The 18,420-nt window shown below is 48.4% G+C and carries 16 protein-coding genes; 7 read left to right on the top strand and 9 right to left on the bottom strand.

The genetic code is table 11. From position 1 onward, the window contains the following. Positions 1 to 36: 36 nt before the first annotated feature. From xerC to lptM, 5 genes are read right to left on the bottom strand one after another with little or no spacing between them, the layout of a single operon-like run. Entirely contained in the window at positions 37 to 987 is a 951-nt protein-coding gene (gene xerC / locus ACKLNH_RS14985; RefSeq protein WP_413113066.1) for a tyrosine recombinase XerC, read from the bottom strand. Beyond that, positions 984 to 1,670 carry a DUF484 family protein gene (locus ACKLNH_RS14980; protein WP_413113065.1) on the bottom strand — a complete coding sequence of 229 codons (687 nt, stop codon included), beginning with the start codon at positions 1,668 to 1,670 and terminating at the stop codon, positions 984 to 986. Before ACKLNH_RS14980 ends, xerC begins: the two co-directional genes overlap by 4 nt. Beyond that, positions 1,667 to 2,497 carry a diaminopimelate epimerase gene (gene dapF, locus ACKLNH_RS14975; RefSeq protein WP_413113064.1) on the bottom strand — a complete coding sequence of 277 codons (831 nt, stop codon included), beginning with the start codon at positions 2,495 to 2,497 and terminating at the stop codon, positions 1,667 to 1,669. The genes ACKLNH_RS14980 and dapF overlap by 4 nt, the downstream gene beginning before the upstream one ends. A gap of 8 nt (positions 2,498 to 2,505) precedes the next feature. Then, positions 2,506 to 3,762 carry a diaminopimelate decarboxylase gene (lysA, locus tag ACKLNH_RS14970; RefSeq protein WP_413113063.1) on the bottom strand — a complete coding sequence of 419 codons (1,257 nt, stop codon included), beginning with the start codon at positions 3,760 to 3,762 and terminating at the stop codon, positions 2,506 to 2,508. Between the two features lie 29 nt (positions 3,763 to 3,791). After that, positions 3,792 to 3,905 carry an LPS translocon maturation chaperone LptM gene (lptM, locus tag ACKLNH_RS14965; RefSeq protein ID WP_413113106.1) on the bottom strand — a complete coding sequence of 38 codons (114 nt, stop codon included), beginning with the start codon at positions 3,903 to 3,905 and terminating at the stop codon, positions 3,792 to 3,794. Between the two features lie 86 nt (positions 3,906 to 3,991). On the opposite strand from lptM, the gene cyaY reads away from it, so the two are divergent. Beyond that, positions 3,992 to 4,303, top strand: coding sequence for an iron donor protein CyaY (gene cyaY / locus ACKLNH_RS14960; protein ID WP_413113062.1), 312 nt, complete (start codon positions 3,992 to 3,994; stop codon positions 4,301 to 4,303). Positions 4,304 to 4,352: 49 nt separating this feature from the next. Here the strand turns inward: cyaY and ACKLNH_RS14955 are convergent, their stop codons facing one another. Then, positions 4,353 to 6,920, bottom strand: a complete 2,568-nt coding sequence (locus ACKLNH_RS14955; protein ID WP_413113061.1) for a class I adenylate cyclase — start codon at positions 6,918 to 6,920, stop codon at positions 4,353 to 4,355. Between the two features lie 406 nt (positions 6,921 to 7,326). Here ACKLNH_RS14955 and hemC point away from each other — a divergent pair, with 406 nt between their 5' ends. The 4 genes from hemC to ACKLNH_RS14935 are packed head-to-tail and all read left to right on the top strand — an operon-like array spanning position 7,327 to position 11,494. Next, positions 7,327 to 8,256 carry a hydroxymethylbilane synthase gene (gene hemC / locus ACKLNH_RS14950; RefSeq protein WP_413113060.1) on the top strand — a complete coding sequence of 310 codons (930 nt, stop codon included), beginning with the start codon at positions 7,327 to 7,329 and terminating at the stop codon, positions 8,254 to 8,256. 9 nt (positions 8,257 to 8,265) lie between these two features. After that, positions 8,266 to 9,027: a uroporphyrinogen-III synthase gene (locus ACKLNH_RS14945; RefSeq protein ID WP_413113059.1), complete on the top strand. Its 762-nt coding sequence runs from the start codon at positions 8,266 to 8,268 to the stop codon at positions 9,025 to 9,027. Continuing rightward, entirely contained in the window at positions 9,020 to 10,309 is a 1,290-nt protein-coding gene (locus tag ACKLNH_RS14940) for a uroporphyrinogen-III C-methyltransferase (RefSeq protein WP_413113058.1), read from the top strand. The genes ACKLNH_RS14945 and ACKLNH_RS14940 overlap by 8 nt, the downstream gene beginning before the upstream one ends. A gap of 3 nt (positions 10,310 to 10,312) precedes the next feature. Further along, the gene (locus tag ACKLNH_RS14935; protein WP_413113057.1) at positions 10,313 to 11,494 is read left to right on the top strand and encodes a heme biosynthesis HemY N-terminal domain-containing protein; all 1,182 of its coding nucleotides are present in this window, start codon (positions 10,313 to 10,315) and stop codon (positions 11,492 to 11,494) included. Between the two features lie 66 nt (positions 11,495 to 11,560). Here ACKLNH_RS14935 and ACKLNH_RS14930 read toward each other — a convergent pair whose 3' ends face one another. Together ACKLNH_RS14930 and ACKLNH_RS14925 are read right to left on the bottom strand one after the other, a co-directional pair. Beyond that, positions 11,561 to 12,331: a class I SAM-dependent methyltransferase gene (locus tag ACKLNH_RS14930; RefSeq protein ID WP_413113056.1), complete on the bottom strand. Its 771-nt coding sequence runs from the start codon at positions 12,329 to 12,331 to the stop codon at positions 11,561 to 11,563. 33 nt (positions 12,332 to 12,364) lie between these two features. Then, a complete protein-coding gene (locus tag ACKLNH_RS14925) occupies positions 12,365 to 14,656 on the bottom strand; it encodes a putative bifunctional diguanylate cyclase/phosphodiesterase (RefSeq protein ID WP_413113055.1) in 2,292 nt (763 codons plus the stop codon). 33 nt (positions 14,657 to 14,689) lie between these two features. Here ACKLNH_RS14925 and asnC point away from each other — a divergent pair, with 33 nt between their 5' ends. Beyond that, on the top strand, positions 14,690 to 15,148 hold the full coding sequence (gene asnC, locus ACKLNH_RS14920; protein ID WP_413113054.1) for a transcriptional regulator AsnC: 459 nt from the start codon (positions 14,690 to 14,692) through the stop codon (positions 15,146 to 15,148). A 63-nt stretch (positions 15,149 to 15,211) separates the two neighbouring features. Here asnC and prlC read toward each other — a convergent pair whose 3' ends face one another. Continuing rightward, positions 15,212 to 17,248: an oligopeptidase A gene (gene prlC, locus ACKLNH_RS14915; RefSeq protein WP_413113053.1), complete on the bottom strand. Its 2,037-nt coding sequence runs from the start codon at positions 17,246 to 17,248 to the stop codon at positions 15,212 to 15,214. A gap of 240 nt (positions 17,249 to 17,488) precedes the next feature. Between prlC and ACKLNH_RS14910 the strand changes: the two genes are divergently transcribed. Further along, positions 17,489 to 18,328 carry a 23S rRNA (adenine(2030)-N(6))-methyltransferase RlmJ gene (locus ACKLNH_RS14910; protein WP_413113052.1) on the top strand — a complete coding sequence of 280 codons (840 nt, stop codon included), beginning with the start codon at positions 17,489 to 17,491 and terminating at the stop codon, positions 18,326 to 18,328. Positions 18,329 to 18,420 lie beyond the last annotated feature (92 nt).

Genomic DNA, 18,420 nt, shown 5'->3' with positions numbered 1-18,420 from the left:
TGGCTTCCTATTTTAGCGCTTAATTACTATTACTTCTCATTCAGACGAGTGCTTACCATCCAGACGAGAACCGTCACGTCTGGCTCGTGGATGCGCCTCATCATACACCTTCGCGAGGTGTTTAAAGTCAAGATGTGTGTAGATTTGAGTCGTCGATAAGTTAGCGTGGCCTAGCAACTCCTGCACTGCCCGTAAATTCCCACTCGATTCAAGCATATGAGTGGCATAACTATGGCGCAACTTATGGGGGTTAATATGGCTATTTACTGCTTGTTTCTGTCCCCACTCCGCCATACGTTTTTGCACATTTCGGTTCGAAATACGTGTGCCGTGACGGGAGACAAAAACGGCCTTTTCACCCGCTACCGCTATCGCTTTTCGCCGCTTGAGCCACTCACCTAACCATGTTTGGGCCTGTCCTGCGAAAGGAACCTGGCGCTCTTTATCGCCTTTACCTATCACTCGCAACTCACCGCGAGATAGACGAATATCGCCCACATCCAGCCCCACTAATTCTGCCAATCGCAATCCCGCGCCATACATTAACTCCATCATCGCTCTATCACGCACCGATAAGGCATCATCACCATCTACTGCAAGCAATTGATTAATTTCATCAACATCGAGGTTCTTCGGCAAGGGCTTGTCCTGCCGTGGGGCTGCCACGCCTTTGGCAACATTGGCCTTTAAACGTTGTCGTCGTACTAAGAAATCGAGAAAACTGCGCAGGGCCGATAGACGTAAAGCGATGCTACCTGGCTTTAAGCCTTCTCGCTTCGCTGCCGCTACAATCTGACGCACCCATTGGCTATCCAATTTACGCCAATCTGTCACCCCCATTTTCACCATTTGCTGTGCGACGCGGGTCAACTGCTGCTGATAGCTTTGCTCAGTGTAACGGCTATAGCCTTTTTCACCGCGCAGGTATTGGTAAAAGGCGATTAACGGTTTATGGAGAGAGGCAGGCAGTTCGGAGGGGGTGCTCATTCCCCCTCCTCCACTAACCAAATAGGGATCAATGCGGAGAGTAACGCTGATAGCTGTTGCAAAAATAACGTGTCCATCTGGGGTTGAAAATGTCCACCATCGCTGCTCGCAAAAGCGAGAATACCTATTGGCGCATCACGTCCGATCGGCATCACTGCAAACGATCCCAGCTCCGGCGGTACATCAAACAACAGCTCAGCATCTTTGCGTTGCAGACGACCCAAATAGACCTGCTGTTGTGAGAGCTGCGCCACACGAGACGCACCTAATGATGCTTTATCTATCTCATGGTGAGGACATGGGTCATCAAACAAACGTAACGTAACACTTAAATCCAAACCTTCCGCTAAGGTCTTAAGCACACAGCGCGCCTGAGTAATATTATCCACCTGATAAAGTCGTACATTTATCTCTGCAAACTGACGGAAAATTTTCTCATTATTGCGCGCATGCCCCATTAAGCCGGTGATCTCTTCTTCCAACTCAACAACTCGCTCTCGTAGGCGACGCAACTGAATATCGACCAAAGAGACAGTGCCACGAGCTTCACAGGAGACTTTTACACTATCCAGTAGCTCCGGGTAATGATGGAAAAAATCCGGGTCATATTGCAAATAAGCCGCCACCGCAGCGCGCTGTTGCTGAGTTAGCTCTTCCTCACTCAGCGTATGTGTTTCACTCATAAAACAAACTGTCCATCATAGACATGCTCAGCTGGGCCGGTCATGTACAGTGGCTTGCCTTCTCCTTCCCATTTAATCCGCAACACCCCTCCTGGTAACGTTACCTTCACCTCTTCATCCAGTAGCCCTTGAAGATGACCCACGGCTACCGCAGCACACGCACCACTACCACAAGCTTGTGTTTCGCCAGCACCACGCTCATAAACTCGCAGTTTAATCTCGTTACGTGATACCACTTGCATGAAGCCCGCGTTTACCCGCGCAGGAAAACGCTCATGCGACTCCACTAATGGACCAATCTGCTCGACGTCATACGCATCAATGTCATCCACAACCGTCACGCAGTGGGGGTTTCCCATACTCACCGCACCACAAAACAACGTACGCTCGCCAGCGCGAAGCAAATAGGTTTTCTCTCTAGCTTTGGCTCGAAAAGGGATTTTTGCCGGTTCAAATTGTGGAACCCCCATATTCACAGTGACTTGATTATCATGTTCTATTTTGAGCCGCATTTTGCCTTTCTGTGTACTAACAGCAATGGTGTACTTATTGGTTAACCCTTTTAAACGCACAAAACGGGCAAAGCAACGCGCACCGTTGCCACACTGCTCCACTTCACTGCCATCAGCATTAAAAATCCGATAGTGAAAGTCTGACTCTGGATCATAGGGGGGCTCCACCAACAACAGTTGATCAAAACCAATGCCACGATGCCTATCCGCTAAACGCTTTACTGCGTCCGGTGAAAAAAAGACATTTTGTGTAACACAATCTACAACGGCAAAGTCATTACCCAGCCCATGCATTTTTGCAAACTGAATCTGCATGATGCTCCTTATTGTTCTGGCAGCAGGTGCTCTGCTTGCCACAATTGTTCGAGTTGTTCTCTTTCACGTATGACGTGAACCTGTTCGCCATCGATCATGACTTCAGCAGGACGGCAGCGCGAGTTATAGTTTGACGCCATAGTGAAGCCATAAGCCCCTGCCGAACGCACCGCCAGCAAATCACCTTCAACCAAGTTCAATACCCGATCCTTGCCTAAAAAGTCACTGGTTTCACACACCGGCCCAACGATATCATAAGCGAGCCCTTCACCTTGGCGTGGCACCACAGGAACGATATTTTGCCACGCTGAATAAAGCGCCGGGCGCATTAAGTCATTCATTGCGGCATCCACAATGGCGAAGTTTTTATGCTCTGTTGGCTTCAGGTATTCCACTCGGGTTAGCAACACGCCTGCATTAGCAGCAATGGCACGCCCTGGTTCAAAAATCAATTCAATATCGGCATGCGACGCTAAGCGCCCCAATAAGGCAGCCGCATAGTCTGCAGGTAATGGCGGCTCTTCTTCGTTATAACGCACACCAAGTCCACCACCAACATCCAAGTGCTGAATGATGATACCTTCATGTTTCAAATCATCAATCAAGGCCAACAAGCGATCAGTCGCATCAATAAAAGGCGCCAATTCCGTCAATTGCGAGCCAATATGGCAATCAATCCCTTTGATCTCCAAGTGAGGAAGTTGTGCCGCTAAACGGTACACTTCTGGCGCGCGGTCAAAAGCAATACCAAACTTATTGTCTTTTAATCCGGTAGAGATATAAGGGTGAGTCTTCGCGTCGACATCAGGATTAATCCGCAGAGAAATCGGCGCAATTTTACCGACGCGTCCAGCGACATCATTGAGACGGTATAGCTCAGGCTCGGATTCAACATTAAAGCACTTAATGCCCAACAGCAGCGCACGCGCCATTTCGGCCTCTGTCTTGCCGACACCAGAAAAGACCACGTTAGCCGGATCGCCGCCTGCCGCAATCACCCGTTCAAGCTCACCTTGTGAGACGATGTCAAAACCAGAACCAAGGCGGGCCAATACATTCAGTAACCCGATGTTCGAGTTGGCTTTCACTGCATAACAGATCAAGTGTGGATGAGTGGCGACTGCCTGATCAAAGGCTTGCCAGTGGCGCTCCAGCGTCGCTCGAGAGTAAACATAAAGTGGCGTACCATATTGTTCGGCCAGCGATGCCAATGCCACTTGCTCGCCCCACAACTGTCCATCTGGCTGATAATTAAAAAAATCCAATGCTATTCTTCCCTGTCTAAGTGTTTACTTTACTGCTGTTCTTTTGGCGCATCTTCTTTGGGCATATACAGTGGGCCACTCTGCCCACACCCCGCCATCACCAGCGTTACCAATAAAAATAGAGCTAAAAATCGTCTCTGCATCATTATTTACTTCGCAATCGAGTGATAATCATTCCAATGCCTTCTATAATCGCACCCACACTAGGAAAAGCAATAGGGTAAGACGAATGAATAGCAGCGAATTTCACGCCCTGGCGGACGAGTTGTTTAATGCCATTGAAGAAGGCATTGATGAGTCTGGGGCCGACATTGAAACCGAAACCAGTGGCAATGTTCTAACACTGGAATTTGATGATCGCAGTCAAATCGTGATTAACCGCCAAGAAGCGATGAGTGAAATCTGGTTGGCATCGAAAAGCGGCGGTTACCATTTCAAGTTTAATGGCGATGCATGGATCTGCAGCCGCAGTGGTCTCGAACTAATATCCATGCTACAAAAAGAGTGCACGATACATGCTGCTGAAGCTGTTAATTGGTAGCCATCAAGTATAAAAAAGGTCGACAACATGTCGACCTTTCTCTTTGCCTTTAACGGCCAAGTGCCTGCTGCAATTCAACCGGCGGTTCTGCCATCTCGCCGTCAGGCTTGCCACTTTTATACGGCAAAATTTGCGCAACCCCTTGGCCATCGCAAACAATGCTATAAAACTGCGGTAGGTTAAAGTTGATAAAGTTCGCGCTGTGTTTCACACGCTCTTGTGCTGAGGTATAGAATTGACTAACCCCATGCACCATATCATCTTTATGTCCACTGCATTGGCGATACACTTCCATTCGATTAGTTTCATCCAGAATATAGATGTTATACCCTTCGTCGCAGTCTTCAAAAAAGAACTGAATTAAGCCCTCACTTGCGAACGTATCAACAATCTCTGGTGGGCGTGGATCGCCCTTCTTCAGCATCATTTCGCTATTAGCACGAATCTTAGTACTAGAGATCGTGCTATAAAAATCAACGGAATTTTCCAGTTTCTGCACTGAAACACCACGGCGTTCAAAGAATAGCCCATGCGTCTGATTTGCAACGCGAATCGCTTTAAAACGACGCCGCTTGTCTTGTTCAAGTGGGCGTAAGCGCATTTCGATACACTCAGCGAGTAGTTGATAGACAATATTCCGGATCAAACCACGCATGTGTTTGCTGTAACAGAAGACATCCACCGACTCGGGAGGAATGGCATCTTGGTGCATTTTACCTAACACTGTTTTCAATGCATCCAACATGGCGTTCTCGCCACTAAAGTGAAGGGTACGCACTTCATTCCACGAATTACGATAAACGAAGTCGACACTGCCAACCAAACAGGCTTGCTGTTCGCCAAAACTGAAAATGTCGGTATTTTTAAAGTCAAACTTGACCGCTTTACTGCTCAAACGAGTCGTAGGGTCATTTTCGAGATTAATAAACATCGCTAACTGGCGAATTTCACACGGGCTCGCTAATGCTTGCATTCCCGGCTTAGCACGACGTAATGAAAAGGTGTTTCGCATGTCGCTAACCATCTGATACAGCTTATCAATATCAAGGTTCGCGTTACGAACGACGCTGTGCAGATGGGTAGTATCAGTCAGCAAGCCATTAAAGAATGCCCACGCCACCAATTTACTTAAGTAACTGTTCCTTTCTAGCGGTGCTCGACCAATAATATCAACAGGGCTCAGCGATTGTTTATACAGATACCAACCCTGCGGCATACTGCGATTAGGGCCAACTTCAATAAAACTGAGATCCGTTTCGTGCATATCGGGAGAGAGCTGCTGATTTAACAGATCAACTTTACCCGGCAACACTTCAAATGCCGCGTACAACTTACGCGCCAAAATGCTGATATCTTCTGGGCTGATCGTCGCGGTAATGCTGTTTTTACGTGCGAAGCGGATCAAGTTACGGTAGCTGAGCATCAAAGCATCAAGTAACTCGTTGTGCGCTGGCTTGACCTGCTCTACTTTCCATAGACGACGGTTATCCAACTCATGCAGCACAGTGTAGCCCCATCCCCAACGTTGCGTTAGCATCTCTAACGCTCGGCGTCGCCATGGCATCGACCCATTAGAGGTCTCTCTGGTGAGCTTTTCGTGTGTTTTCAGATAAAAACAACGTCGTACTAAATCGAGGCGACGATGATCACCAATGTGCTCAAGGTAACGGGTCACCTTCTCCAGCATCAGGTAATAGGCATCTAGACCAAACGCAGAATTAAGTTGCGTGTCATCGTAATCAATCGCGAAAAAACGTCGCTTACTGTCGACACTAAGTAGCTGAGTATGCGGGAACTCACTGGAGTAGGCTTCCAATAAAATCGCTTTCAGTACCGATTTATATGGGGAGTCGATACTTTTATACAATTGCCACAGGCTAGAACCGAAATACTCTTCAGCAGGGATTCGACTCAACCCACCAAAATCGATCCAGTCACGGCGCGACAAATACCCCCCCTGTTCAAGCTGGGTAACGTACTCGTCGTAACACTCTTCCATTTCTGGCGGCACCATCACCCATAGCAAGCGCTTACCGGCCAACCGTAATGCAGAGCGATAAAATTCATCCAGTAACAACAAATGTTGACTTGAGCCACAGTTATCACCGGTCATTGCCTCTGAGAAGTTTTGACGAAAGCGTTGCTCGTCAATCAGGAAAAAGTTAGCTTCAACGCCTTGTGCCATCGCCCATTCGGAAATGCAACTGCACTTCTGCTCTAACGGCTCGCGTTGAGTTTGCGCCATTTCATGATCAACACAGACCCACAGATCCAAGTCGCTGGTCTGACTCTGCCCTAATGAGGAGGTACTCCCCATGGCGTAAAGACCATCTATATTTGCTGGCGTAGACAACAGTGATTCAATTGACTCATCAACAGTAAGGAGGCAATCTTCAATAAATTGAGTTTGAGATTTGGTCAGCTGAAAACCAGCTATACCAACAGGCACCTCCGCCTTTACATATCCGGGGATAGCGGGGTGATTGAATTGTAACAGCACTGGCAACAGATCAAAGATCTGCTGTTGAATAGGGTTCATGGCTGCTTTCGCTCGCTGCAAGCGCAATGCGGTATGCGTGTCATAGCGACGAATTAATGATTCAATATAGGTATGCAACGTACTCTTCCAAGAGCGATCTTTTAGACCAACTCACATTGTGCCAATGTCTACCTCCTTCACAAAAGGGGTGACATTTCAGGCGATTCCGAGGCAAAAACGTGATCAATATAACAGTTTAACCTTTACTGGTAAAGTTCTCTGTACATATTTCCATCTCATGCACTATGCGAATCAAGCATTTTAAAAGACATCATCATCCATGTTATCAAGCATCTATTGTCTAATACACCAATCATCGATGCTTAATTATAGATTCATTTTTAACGCAAAGAGACATCAATCACAAAATCGCGGGATTGCAATGCTAACACGGCCTTTTTCTTAACAAATCTCCAGTTAGCAATTGTACGCACTCACAGCAGTGATACGATACGCTACATTCACACAATAAATGGATGTAGGTATGACTGACAAACCACTGCGTATTGCCACTCGCCAAAGTGCCCTCGCATTATGGCAAGCAGAGTATGTTAAAGCAGAGCTGGAAAAAATTCACCCACTATTGAACGTTGTCTTGGTTCCAATGGTAACTAAAGGCGATATCATACTGGACACACCACTGGCCAAGGTGGGCGGTAAAGGGTTGTTTGTCAAAGAATTAGAAAATGCGATGCTAGAAGATCGTGCCGATATTGCTGTTCACTCCATGAAAGATGTCCCGGTCGAGTTTCCACCAGGATTAGGCTTAGTGACAATTTGCCAGCGTGATGATCCCCGTGATGCCTTTGTTTCCAATCAATATGCTAGCCTTAACGAACTGCCATCTGGCGCCGTCGTCGGCACCTCTAGCTTACGCCGTGAGTGCCAGTTGCGCGAAGCGCGTCCCGATCTCATCGTCAAAAGCTTACGTGGCAATGTTAATACTCGTCTCAGCAAGCTCGACAACGGTGACTATGACGCAATTATTTTGGCTTGCGCGGGCCTAAATCGCCTCGATATGACGGACCGAATTCGCGAGGCAATTCCAGCAGAGCAGAGCCTCCCAGCGGTTGGTCAGGGCGCGGTGGGCATTGAGTGCCGCCTAGATGATGAGCGCGTCAAAGCTTTACTGGCTCCCTTGGGCGATGCAGACACAACAACCCGTGTACTGACAGAGCGAGCAATGAATAACCATTTACAAGGAGGATGCCAAGTGCCAATTGGCTCATATAGTGAGTTGCAAGGTGATCAAATTTGGTTGCGTGCATTGGTCGGCGAACCCGATGGCAGCCACATCGTTAGAGGAGAGATTCGCGGCCCTAGAGAGCAAGGCGAACAGCTCGGGCGAACCTTGGGGCAACAATTGTTGAATCAAGGGGCAAAAGCGATTCTCGACCGCCTGTACGCAGATTAAAGTCCGCTTATGACGCTAGCCATTGTTAGGCCTTCACCCGATAGCGAGCAACTGGCGCAGCAGTTGGCGTCGGCTGGTATTCCTGCCAGAGCAGAGCCGATAATGGGCACACAAGTCGGCCAAGGAGAAGACACGCTGGTCTCACAGCTGCAACAACTACAACCAGATGATATTGTTATTGCGGTAAGTAAAAATGCTGTGACCTTTGCCGCAAAAATTATGACCGCGCACAAGGAAAATTGGCCAAAAACAGTGCACTATATGGCAGTTGGAGCCAGTAGTGCTGCTTTATTTACGACAGAAACCGGCCAAAAGGTTACTTTTCCTCAGCAAGCAGATAGCGAAGGCTTATTAGCTTTAACGGCGCTACAGCAAGTGGGGGGGCGACAAGTGCTTATCCTGCGTGGCCAGGATGGACGAGAAACCCTCTATCGCACCCTGCAGCAACGGGGAGCACAGGTAAGCTATTGCGAAACCTATCAGCGCCAATGGCTCGTCGATGATAGCCACGCCTTTTTTCAACGTTGGTATCCAGACACCAGCGGAATCGTCGTCACAAGCCAGGCTCAGCTCGACAAGCTTTGGCAATGGCTGGCGCCACAAGATATAACATGGCTGCGCTCGTTACCCGTTTGGGTACCCAGCCAACGTATTGCCACGCGGGCTCAAACTTTGGGCTTTCGCACAGTTTTTACGGTAAACAGTGCATCCAATTGCGCACTGTTTGCTACCCTAAGCCTGATTAGCAGAACGGGACAAACGGATGACTGACAAAAAAACGAATAAGAATCAATCGCCTGAAGACAGCAAGGGCGAGATAGAAAACAACAAAGCCGACCAGGTTGAAAACAAAGAACCGACGTCTCCTGCAGAGCAATCAGCGACGACGGAAGCAGGGTCTCCAAAAGAGACAACGGCTCCTGAAAAAGAAGCAGCAACAGAAAAGACGGAGACACTCACTAAGAGTGAAGATAACCAGTCGACGCCACCACCGGTCGCACCTCCAGCTCCAACCAAAAATAAAGGCAGTAAAAGCGGCATGGTTGCCATTGCCTTGGTGATATTGCTCGGTGGTGGACTCTACTACCACGGCCACTTACAAGCCGAACAACAACAAGCCGAAATCGACGCCCTTAAAGCACAGCTTAATAGCCAAGCCACCACATTAAGTAACGAAGTCAGCAGCTTTAGCCAGCTATCTACCCAGCTAAAAGGCAGCATGGACGACATTCGTCAACTGACTGATGTACGCATCAATCAGCAGGAGCAATCTCTATCTAGCCTGCAACTCGCTATGGCAGATATAGAGGGCCGTCGCCCGAATGATTGGCTGCTTGCTGAAGCCGATTACCTACTAAAAATGGCGGGACGTAAACTGTGGTTGGAGCACGATGTCAACAGCGCAACCTTGTTGGTGCAATCTGCCGATGTACGCATCGCTGAGCTTAATGACCCAAGTCTCACCAAAGTACGCCGTGCGTTAGCCGATGATATTACCGCGTTAAAATCGATTGAGCGCATCGATCGCGACGGCATCGCTCTAGCATTAACTAGCCTGCAACAACAGATCGAACAGCTACCCTTGGCCAATGCGGTCCTTCCGGAAGTGAATGCCCAACCTGATACGTCTGTCTCTGCCGACCTAAACGATTGGCAAGATAACCTTAAAGCATCACTACGTGGTTTCAGTGAGCACTTTGTTACCTACCGCAAGCGCGATGGTAGCGTTATTCCCCTACTCGCACCGGATCAGCATTTCTACTTAAAAGAGAATATTAAGTCGAAACTAGAAACGGCTATCAAAGCGGTATACCGTGAGCAAAACGAGCTATACAGTGTCTCATTGACGATGGCACACGAATGGTCAGCAGCCTTCTTTGATACCGATAACGCTGCTGTTCAAAGCTATCTAGAGCGTTTACAGCAGCTAATCGGGCAGACCATTGAAGTTGACTACCCAACATCGTTACAAGCACAGCCGATGGTGACTGACATCATGAATGAGCGCCTACGCACAAAGGTTAACTCCATCAATAACGCCGAAGGAGTATAAGCCATGATCCGATTGATATTACTGGTTGCAGCCCTCGTTGCCGGTGCCATCGTGGGTCCTCAAATCGCCGGGAATCAAGGCTATGTGTTGATCTCTTTCGCCAATCAAACGCTAGAAATGAGCTTAACCACCATGATGATTTTACTGGTGGTCTTATTAGCAGCGTTCTTTTTGGTCGAGAACATCATTAAGCTACTCTTCTCTACGTTCCGCCGTACCAGAAGTTGGGTAAAAGGGCGCAAAAAAGAGAAAGCCAGAACACTGACTGCCACTGGGCAGACAAAATTGCTCGAAGGTGACTGGATTCAGGCGGAGAAGCTCGCCCTAAAAGGGGCCTCTCACAGTGATGCGCCACAGCTAAACTACCTAACCGCAGCAGAAGCCGCGCAGAGCCGTGGTGAAATCGCATTACGTGATAAGCACCTTGCCGCTGCAGAAAAAAGCGACAAAAACAGTTTGGCTGTCAATCTTACCCGTGCCCGATTACAGTTTGAAAACAAACAATATGAAGAGGCACTGGCTGCACTGCAACTGTTGCAACGCCAGCAAGGCAATAATCCAGTGATCCTCAATCTATTGCGTCACTGCTATTTAGCCCTTGGCGATTGGCAGCCGTTACTAAAACTGCTTCCAGCACTTAAAAAAGCCCGCTTGATCCAAGATGAAGAGTATCAAGCGTTATACATTAAAGCTGAATGCGGTCTGATGGAACACATCACAGCTCAACGAGGCAGCGAAGGGCTACTGAGCCACTGGCACAACCTCAACAAACAAACCCGCCAAACGGCCGCTATCTTGCGTTGTTTCACGGAGTTAATGGTTAGTCATCAAGCCGACAATCAAGCCTACAGCATACTAAAAGAGCAGCTTAAAAAGTCCGTTAGTGACAGCACACTACGCCTTTTACCACTGTTGAATTTAGCCGATTACCATCCGGTGATTGTGAAGCTGCAGAGCTTGCAATCACATAATGCAGAGAATGCCGTCTTGTTTAGTACACTCGGCCAGCTCTATTTGCGAGATAGTAAGCCAGCCGAAGCAAAACAGCAGTTCGAGAAAGCCATTACATTAGCGCCGTGCGTCACTGACTTTGCATTTCTTGCCGATATACTGGAGCAACTGGAGCAACCTGAAGAAGCGGCAAGCGTCGCCAAGCAGGGACTAAATTTAGCTTTGCCAAGCTAAACCCAGCAGATCTTAAGCAATAAAAAACCCGCCACGAGGCGGGTTTTTTGTTGTAAAGAGAAGAGATTACGCCCCTGCTGATTTCACATACACATCAAAGCGGTTCTTTTTGGTCTCGATCATCATCGACGGCTTAACGCCATCCAATGGCTCAGCGTAGTCTGGTCGTTTCACCACGACGCGCTGCGTCGCTAACGCCAGCGCTGGCGATAACAAATCGTCGGCATCAACATCACTACCAACCAAACTCTGGAAAACACGCATCTCTTTTTTCACTAAGGCAGATTTCTTCTTATGTGGATACATCGGATCAAGATACACCACGTCTGGCGCGACAAATTCCGCTTGCGAAGCTAACACGGACAACGCCTCTTGGCTTGACGCATGCAATAATGTCATTCGCTGCTGCATCCATGGGCCAATCTCACTATCGGTATAGGCACGGCGCAAACCGTCATCCAACAGTGCCGCCACAACCGGGTGGCGTTCGACCATTTGCACACGACAACCTAAAGAAGCCAACACAAAGGCATCTCGTCCTAGTCCTGCCGTGGCATCCAATACTGATGGCGTTTTACCCTGCTTAAGCCCCACCGCTTTCGCTATCGCCTGGCCTCGACCACCACCAAATTTACGCCGATGAGCAACAGCCCCACCGACAAAATCGACAAAAATGGCGCCGAGCTTAGGCTCATCGTTTTTGCGCAGCTCAAGATGCTCGGGCGTTAGTACTAAGGCAAATAGTGCCTTGTCGCTATGCTCTAATCCCCAACGTTCGGCTATCGCTCTCAACGACGCATCATCGGCAGGCTGTTCTGTCAGTAGTTGTATCTGCACCTGGCGGCTCTCTTGCTTACCTAAAGCCGCCGATTATACCATCTCTGCTTCATTATTGGGTATTATGGGTAAATGCTGTTGCGACAACTTGGCCACCAACTCTGGTAACGGACATGGCTTACCGATTAAGTAGCCCTGAGCATAGTCCACATTCAACTCTTTTAGTTGCGCCAGAATTTCTTCACCTTCCACAAACTCCGCCACCGTTTTCTTGCCCATCGTTTTAGCTAAATCATTGATTGCCTTCACCATCGCAAGATCCATTTCATCCCGAGCAATGTCACGAACAAACATGCCGTCAATCTTGATGATATCGACAGGGATGCGCTTTAAGTAACCAAAGGAGGAGAGCCCCGAACCGAAATCATCTAAGGCAATCTGACAGCCAATTTTCTTTAAGCGCGAAAAGAGAGAGATTGCTTTGCTCATATTGCCTATCGCTGCCGTTTCAGTGATTTCCAAACACAATTTCTGCGGCGGAACTGGTGAAGAGCGGATGGTGTGTTCAAGGAAGCCAACAAACTCATCATTACCCATCGACTGACCCGATAAGTTGATCGAGCACAATTCTAGTTGCGCCAACGCTTGCGGTGCACTCGCCAACCAACGCAAAGTGTGCTCCACCACATAACGGTCAATCAAATGTGCCAAATTATAGCGCTCCGCCGCTGGTAAGAAGACCCCCGGAGAGGCCATCTCGCCGTTAGTGTCACGCATGCGAACAAGAATTTCGTAATGATGCATCTTGCTTTCAAGCGCAAGCGGTAAAATTTGCTGCGCATAGAGCTCGAAACGCTGCTCATCAATGGCGTCGTGGATACGGTTAACATACACCATCTCCAATTCTCGCCGCTTAAGCTCTTCGTCATCAGGATGGTAAATGTGTAACCGATTTCGTCCTTCATCTTTAGCAGCATGACAGGCGGTATCTGCTTGGGCGTGAACTTGCTGTGGTGAGCCTGCGGTATGATCAATTAAGCGGATACCAAGCGACGCACTAAAGCTGAAGCGATTATTTCGCCAAAAGAACTCATTGCTATCAAGGGTATCTAAAATAAGTGCACCCAATGCCTGTGCTCGTGCCTCGCCACAGTCTGGCACTAACATCGCAAATTCATCACCACCCAAACGGGAAATAATTGAACGAACGGGCGCGATATCACTCAATAACAGTGCCACCTGCTTTAATGCCTCATCGCCCGCTTCATGCCCTGCGGTATCATTAATCACTTTAAACTGATCAATATCGATATAGATCATTGCATAAGAGTTACCCTTGCATGCCACTTCTTTAAGCACGCGCTGCAATTCAGACTCAAAATAGCTACGATTAAATAGATGGGTTAAGAAGTCATGACTGGCCTGATACTCTAACTTGCTACGCAACTCTTGATTATCCGTGATGTCCTCGCCCACCAGCAGCATCTGTAAGTTAGACGGCATTATTCGGATCGTTTCTCGAATCCATACCGGCTTACCAGAAGCGGTGCGGTAACGCAGCTCACGCCGAGATACAGGTGTTTCCGCGGCTTCACTTTGTGCCATGATTTGCTGCGGTGGCACTTCATCGCCATCATAAAAATCGGTGACTTTATGGCCCAGCAACTCACGCTTACTGTACCCTAAGAGATCGGCAGCAAACTGATTCACAGATTGTATACGCGAGCGCTGATCCACCGCCAACAGCATAACAGGCTGGTTCTCATACAATAAACGGTAGCCCACTTCACTGTCGCGCAGCTTCTCTTCCGTTTGCCGTCTCGAGGTAATATCACGCGCTTCAAATAAAATCTGCCGCCCAGCCTCGGCATCTTCTCGATCGATGCCTTTAAAACTGATTTCCAATAGACGAATGCCTTGCTCACAGCTTTTAAGTTCAATTTCAAAGCTGGTTATCTGTCCCATCTTGGCGCGTACAAACGCTTGACGTAGCGTTTCCGCACCCTCGGTATGCCAGCACGACCAACGCCAAAATGGGCGGTCATATTTTACCTGCCCGTGACCAATCATCCCCTGCAGCGCCAAATTACCAGAGACCAGAAGCCCATTCTCATCCACAATACCGATATGCTGAAAGCTCTGGTCAAACACACCTTCAAATAGCGCTTGGCTACGGTTTAATTGTGCATCACTACGGCGCATTTGCCGAATCGTTACCACCAGCATGCTAATAACCAATACCAGCACTGCAATTAATCCTAAAGTCAGCATCAAATCCTGACGCAGGAATAACGCCGGCCATAGCGAAAGCAATACACTATCCTGCGCCAAAGAAATCGCAGGAAATAGAAACAAAACACCGACAACCCAACGAAAAAATGGCAAACTAAATCCTTATTTACCCGATATTAAGCCAGTATGATGACCGCCAAACTCGACGATCTTGACCGCGCAATTCTCAGCACACTAATGGATGACGCCCGCCATACCTACGCTGACATGGCAAAGCAATTTCAGGTCAGTCCTGCCACCGTCCATGTCCGAGTAGAGAAGATGCGAGCCGCAAACATCATCACCGGCACGGAGGTGAACGTTAACCCCAAAGCGCTGGGGTATGATGTCTGTTGCTTTATTGGTATCAATCTCAAAGCGGCACGAGATTACCACTCTGCCCTTGAAAAACTGAATGCCCTCGATGAGGTTGTTGAGGCCTATTACACCACTGGGGCGTACAATATTTTCGTGAAGCTCATGTGTCGCTCGATTGAAGAATTACAATACGTGTTGATAGATAAATTACAAGCAATTGACGAGGTTCAATCGACAGAAACGTTAATTTCACTGCAAAACCCCATCAATCGAAACGTAAAACCCTAATTATTATAAGCAACACACAAAAAAGCCGATGCTAGGCATCGGCTTTGGGTTACGAATTATTGGCTAACCTTGAATACCACAATGGCGCAATAGCGCATCAATTTGCGGCTCGCGACCACGGAAACGCTTAAAGAGTGTCATCGGTTCTTCACTGCCGCCTCGACTCAAAATCGTGTTCAAAAATGACTGTCCCGTTTCTGGGTTGAAAATGCCTTCCTCTTCAAAACGCGAGAATGCATCCGCCGACAACACTTCTGCCCACAGGTAGCTGTAGTAACCCGCGCTATAACCACCAGCAAAAATATGACTAAAGCTATGCGGGAAGCGATTCCATTCCGGACTTGGCACCACCGCCACTTCCTGCTTAATGCGCTGCAACGTTTCTAATACTTGGGCCCCCACTTCAGGGTCATATTCGGTATACAAGGTAAAATCGAACAGACCAAACTCTAGCTGGCGCAAAATGGCCATCGCAGATTGGTAGTTCTTCGCCGCAAGCATCTTCTCTAGCATCGCTTTCGGTAATGCTTCACCGGTTTCGTAATGCCCCGAGATAAACGATAACGCCTCTTCTTCCCAACACCAGTTCTCTAAGAACTGACTCGGCAACTCAACCGCATCCCATGGTACACCATTAATGCCTGACACCGCTCCAACATCAATTTGCGTCAACATATGATGAATGCCATGCCCAAACTCATGAAACAGGGTGACCACTTCGTTATGGGTAAACAGGGCCGGTTTGCCGCCTACTGGACGATTAAAGTTACACGTCAAATAAGCAACTGGGTGTTGCAGCTCTCCACTGGCGGTAATACGACGACCAATACAGTCATCCATCCACGCACCACCACGTTTATTCTCACGGGCATACAGGTCAAAGTAAAAGCTGCCACGCAACTGGCCTTCAGCATCAAAGATGTCATAGAAGCTGACGTCTTCATGCCACACATCGACCCCATCTCGTGGGCGAACTGTCATGCCAAACACGCGCTTTAAGACTTCAAACAGACCGTTAATCACGGTTTGTTCTGGGAAGTACGGGCGCAGCTCTTCATCTGAAATGCTGTATTTATGCTGCTTAAGTTTTTCAGCATAATAGGCAAAGTCCCACGGTTCCAACCCCTCTACGCCAAACTCCTCCTTGGCATACTGGCGTAACTCGGCAACATCACGTTCACCTTGTGGCTTGGCTTTTAGCGCGAGTTCATGTAAAAAACCCAAGACCTGCTCTGGGCTCTCAGCCATTTTTGTCGCCAATGACTTCTCAGAGTAAGTTAAGAAACCCAATAGTCGCGCTAGCTCATGCGAGAGCTTGAGTTTTTCAGCCATAATTTCGCTGTTATCCCACTGCCCTGCATTTGGGCCGCGATCAGAGGCACGTGTGGTAAAGGCTTGATACATCTCATGACGTAAATCACGGTTATCGCAATAGGTCATCACGGGCAGATAAGATGGGATATCAAGGGTAAAGAGGTATCCTTGCTCGTCTTTCGATTCTGCCAACGCTTTTGCTGCTTGCAGTGCAGAGTCTGGCAACCCCGCCAATTCAGCATCCTCATGCACAATACGGGTCCAGCCCATTGTTGCATCCAAGACGTTATTACTAAATTGAGACGATAGCTCCGACAGACGCTTACTGATCTCACCATAACGGTGCTGCTCCTGCGCAGGAAGTCCAATCCCAGAGAGTTCAAAGTCACGTAACGCATCGGTAATCGATTTTTGCTGCGCCACGCTCAGTGTGGCAAACTCTGCACTCTCTTTTAAGCCCTTATAAGCCGCATAAAGCCCTTTGTGTTGCCCAACCCAAGTGCTGTAATCAGACAACAGTGGTAGGCACGCTTCATAGGCTTCACGCAGCTCGGCGCTGTTCTTCACCCCATTTAAGTGTCCGACAGGCGACCAGATTCGACCTAGGCGATCATCCACCTCTTCTAACGGAGCGCATAACGTCTCCCAGCTCGGAGGGGATTGCAGTACTGCTTCAACTTTCGTGCGGCATTGGGCGATCACTTCCTCGACAGCGGGAACAATGTGTTCCGGCTTAATGGCTGAAAATGGCGGCAACCCCGTCATTTCGAGTAATGGATTAGACATGGACGCTTCCTTAACTGTAATGAGTACCTTCGAGATATGGGTTCTAATTCCCTTAAATTCAATAGATTTCTCTGTGTTACGCCTAACAGACCTAAACGGTATCGCGTTTCTTAAGCATAGGCAGCATCTCAAACGACAAAACGACCAAGTACAAAAAAAATCTACTTACGCCTTAGCGGCTGCAAGTTGGCGCACTATCAGTCATAATAACGCCAATTATTGACCCCAAAGAGTGGCCCTATGCTTAGTTATCGTCACAGCTTTCATGCCGGTAATCATGCCGATGTCATCAAGCACATTGTTGAAACCTTGATCCTGCAAGCACTGAAGCAGAAAGAGAAACCGTTCGTTTACCACGACACCCATTCCGGTGTTGGTCGCTATGATTTGCAAGATGAGCGCGCAGAAAAGACCGGTGAGTTTAAGGAAGGAATTGCACGCATTTGGGATAACACCGATCTCCCTGCGGGTGTCGAAGACTACTTTGACGCCATCCGCACCTTGAACGATGACGTACAGCTGCGTTATTACCCCGGCTCACCTCGCGTGGCACGCGCTCAATTGCGTGACCAAGACCGCATGGTGCTAACCGAGCTTCATCCCGCTGATTTCCCATTGCTATTGCAAGAATTTCGCGGTGATCGTCAGGTGAGAATCTATAAAGAAGATGGTTTTAGCCGTTTAAAAGCCAGTCTGCCACCCAAAGAACGCCGAGGCTTGGTACTGATCGACCCACCTTACGAGCTTAAGCACGAGTATCAAGATGTGGTCAATGCCATTCAGCAAGCACATAAGCGCTGGGCCACCGGAACCTATGCGATTTGGTATCCGGTCGTTTATCGCGACAATGTGGATTTAATCCTACAAGGGCTGGAAAAGCAGGGGATCCGCAAGGTGCTGCAAATCGAGTTGGGCGTCGCACCTGATAGCGAAGAGCGCGGCATGACTGCATCAGGCATGATTGTGATTAACCCGCCGTGGAAGCTTGAAGCGCAAATGCGCGACATTCTACCTTGGTTAGTTAAACACATCGCCCCAAACCATGGCCATAGCACCCTGCGCTGGGTTGTGCCTGAATAGGCTTTACCTGTTTCAGGATAAGATGTAACTAAACGCACTGTTATACAGTGCGTTTTTTCTTTCTCTGCGCACAAGCTGCCGATACACTGGTA

The organism is Thaumasiovibrio clandestinus (assembly GCF_047250365.1).
Classification (GTDB): Bacteria; Pseudomonadota; Gammaproteobacteria; order Enterobacterales; family Vibrionaceae; genus Thaumasiovibrio.
This window is presented reverse-complemented; position numbering and strand designations above follow the sequence as displayed.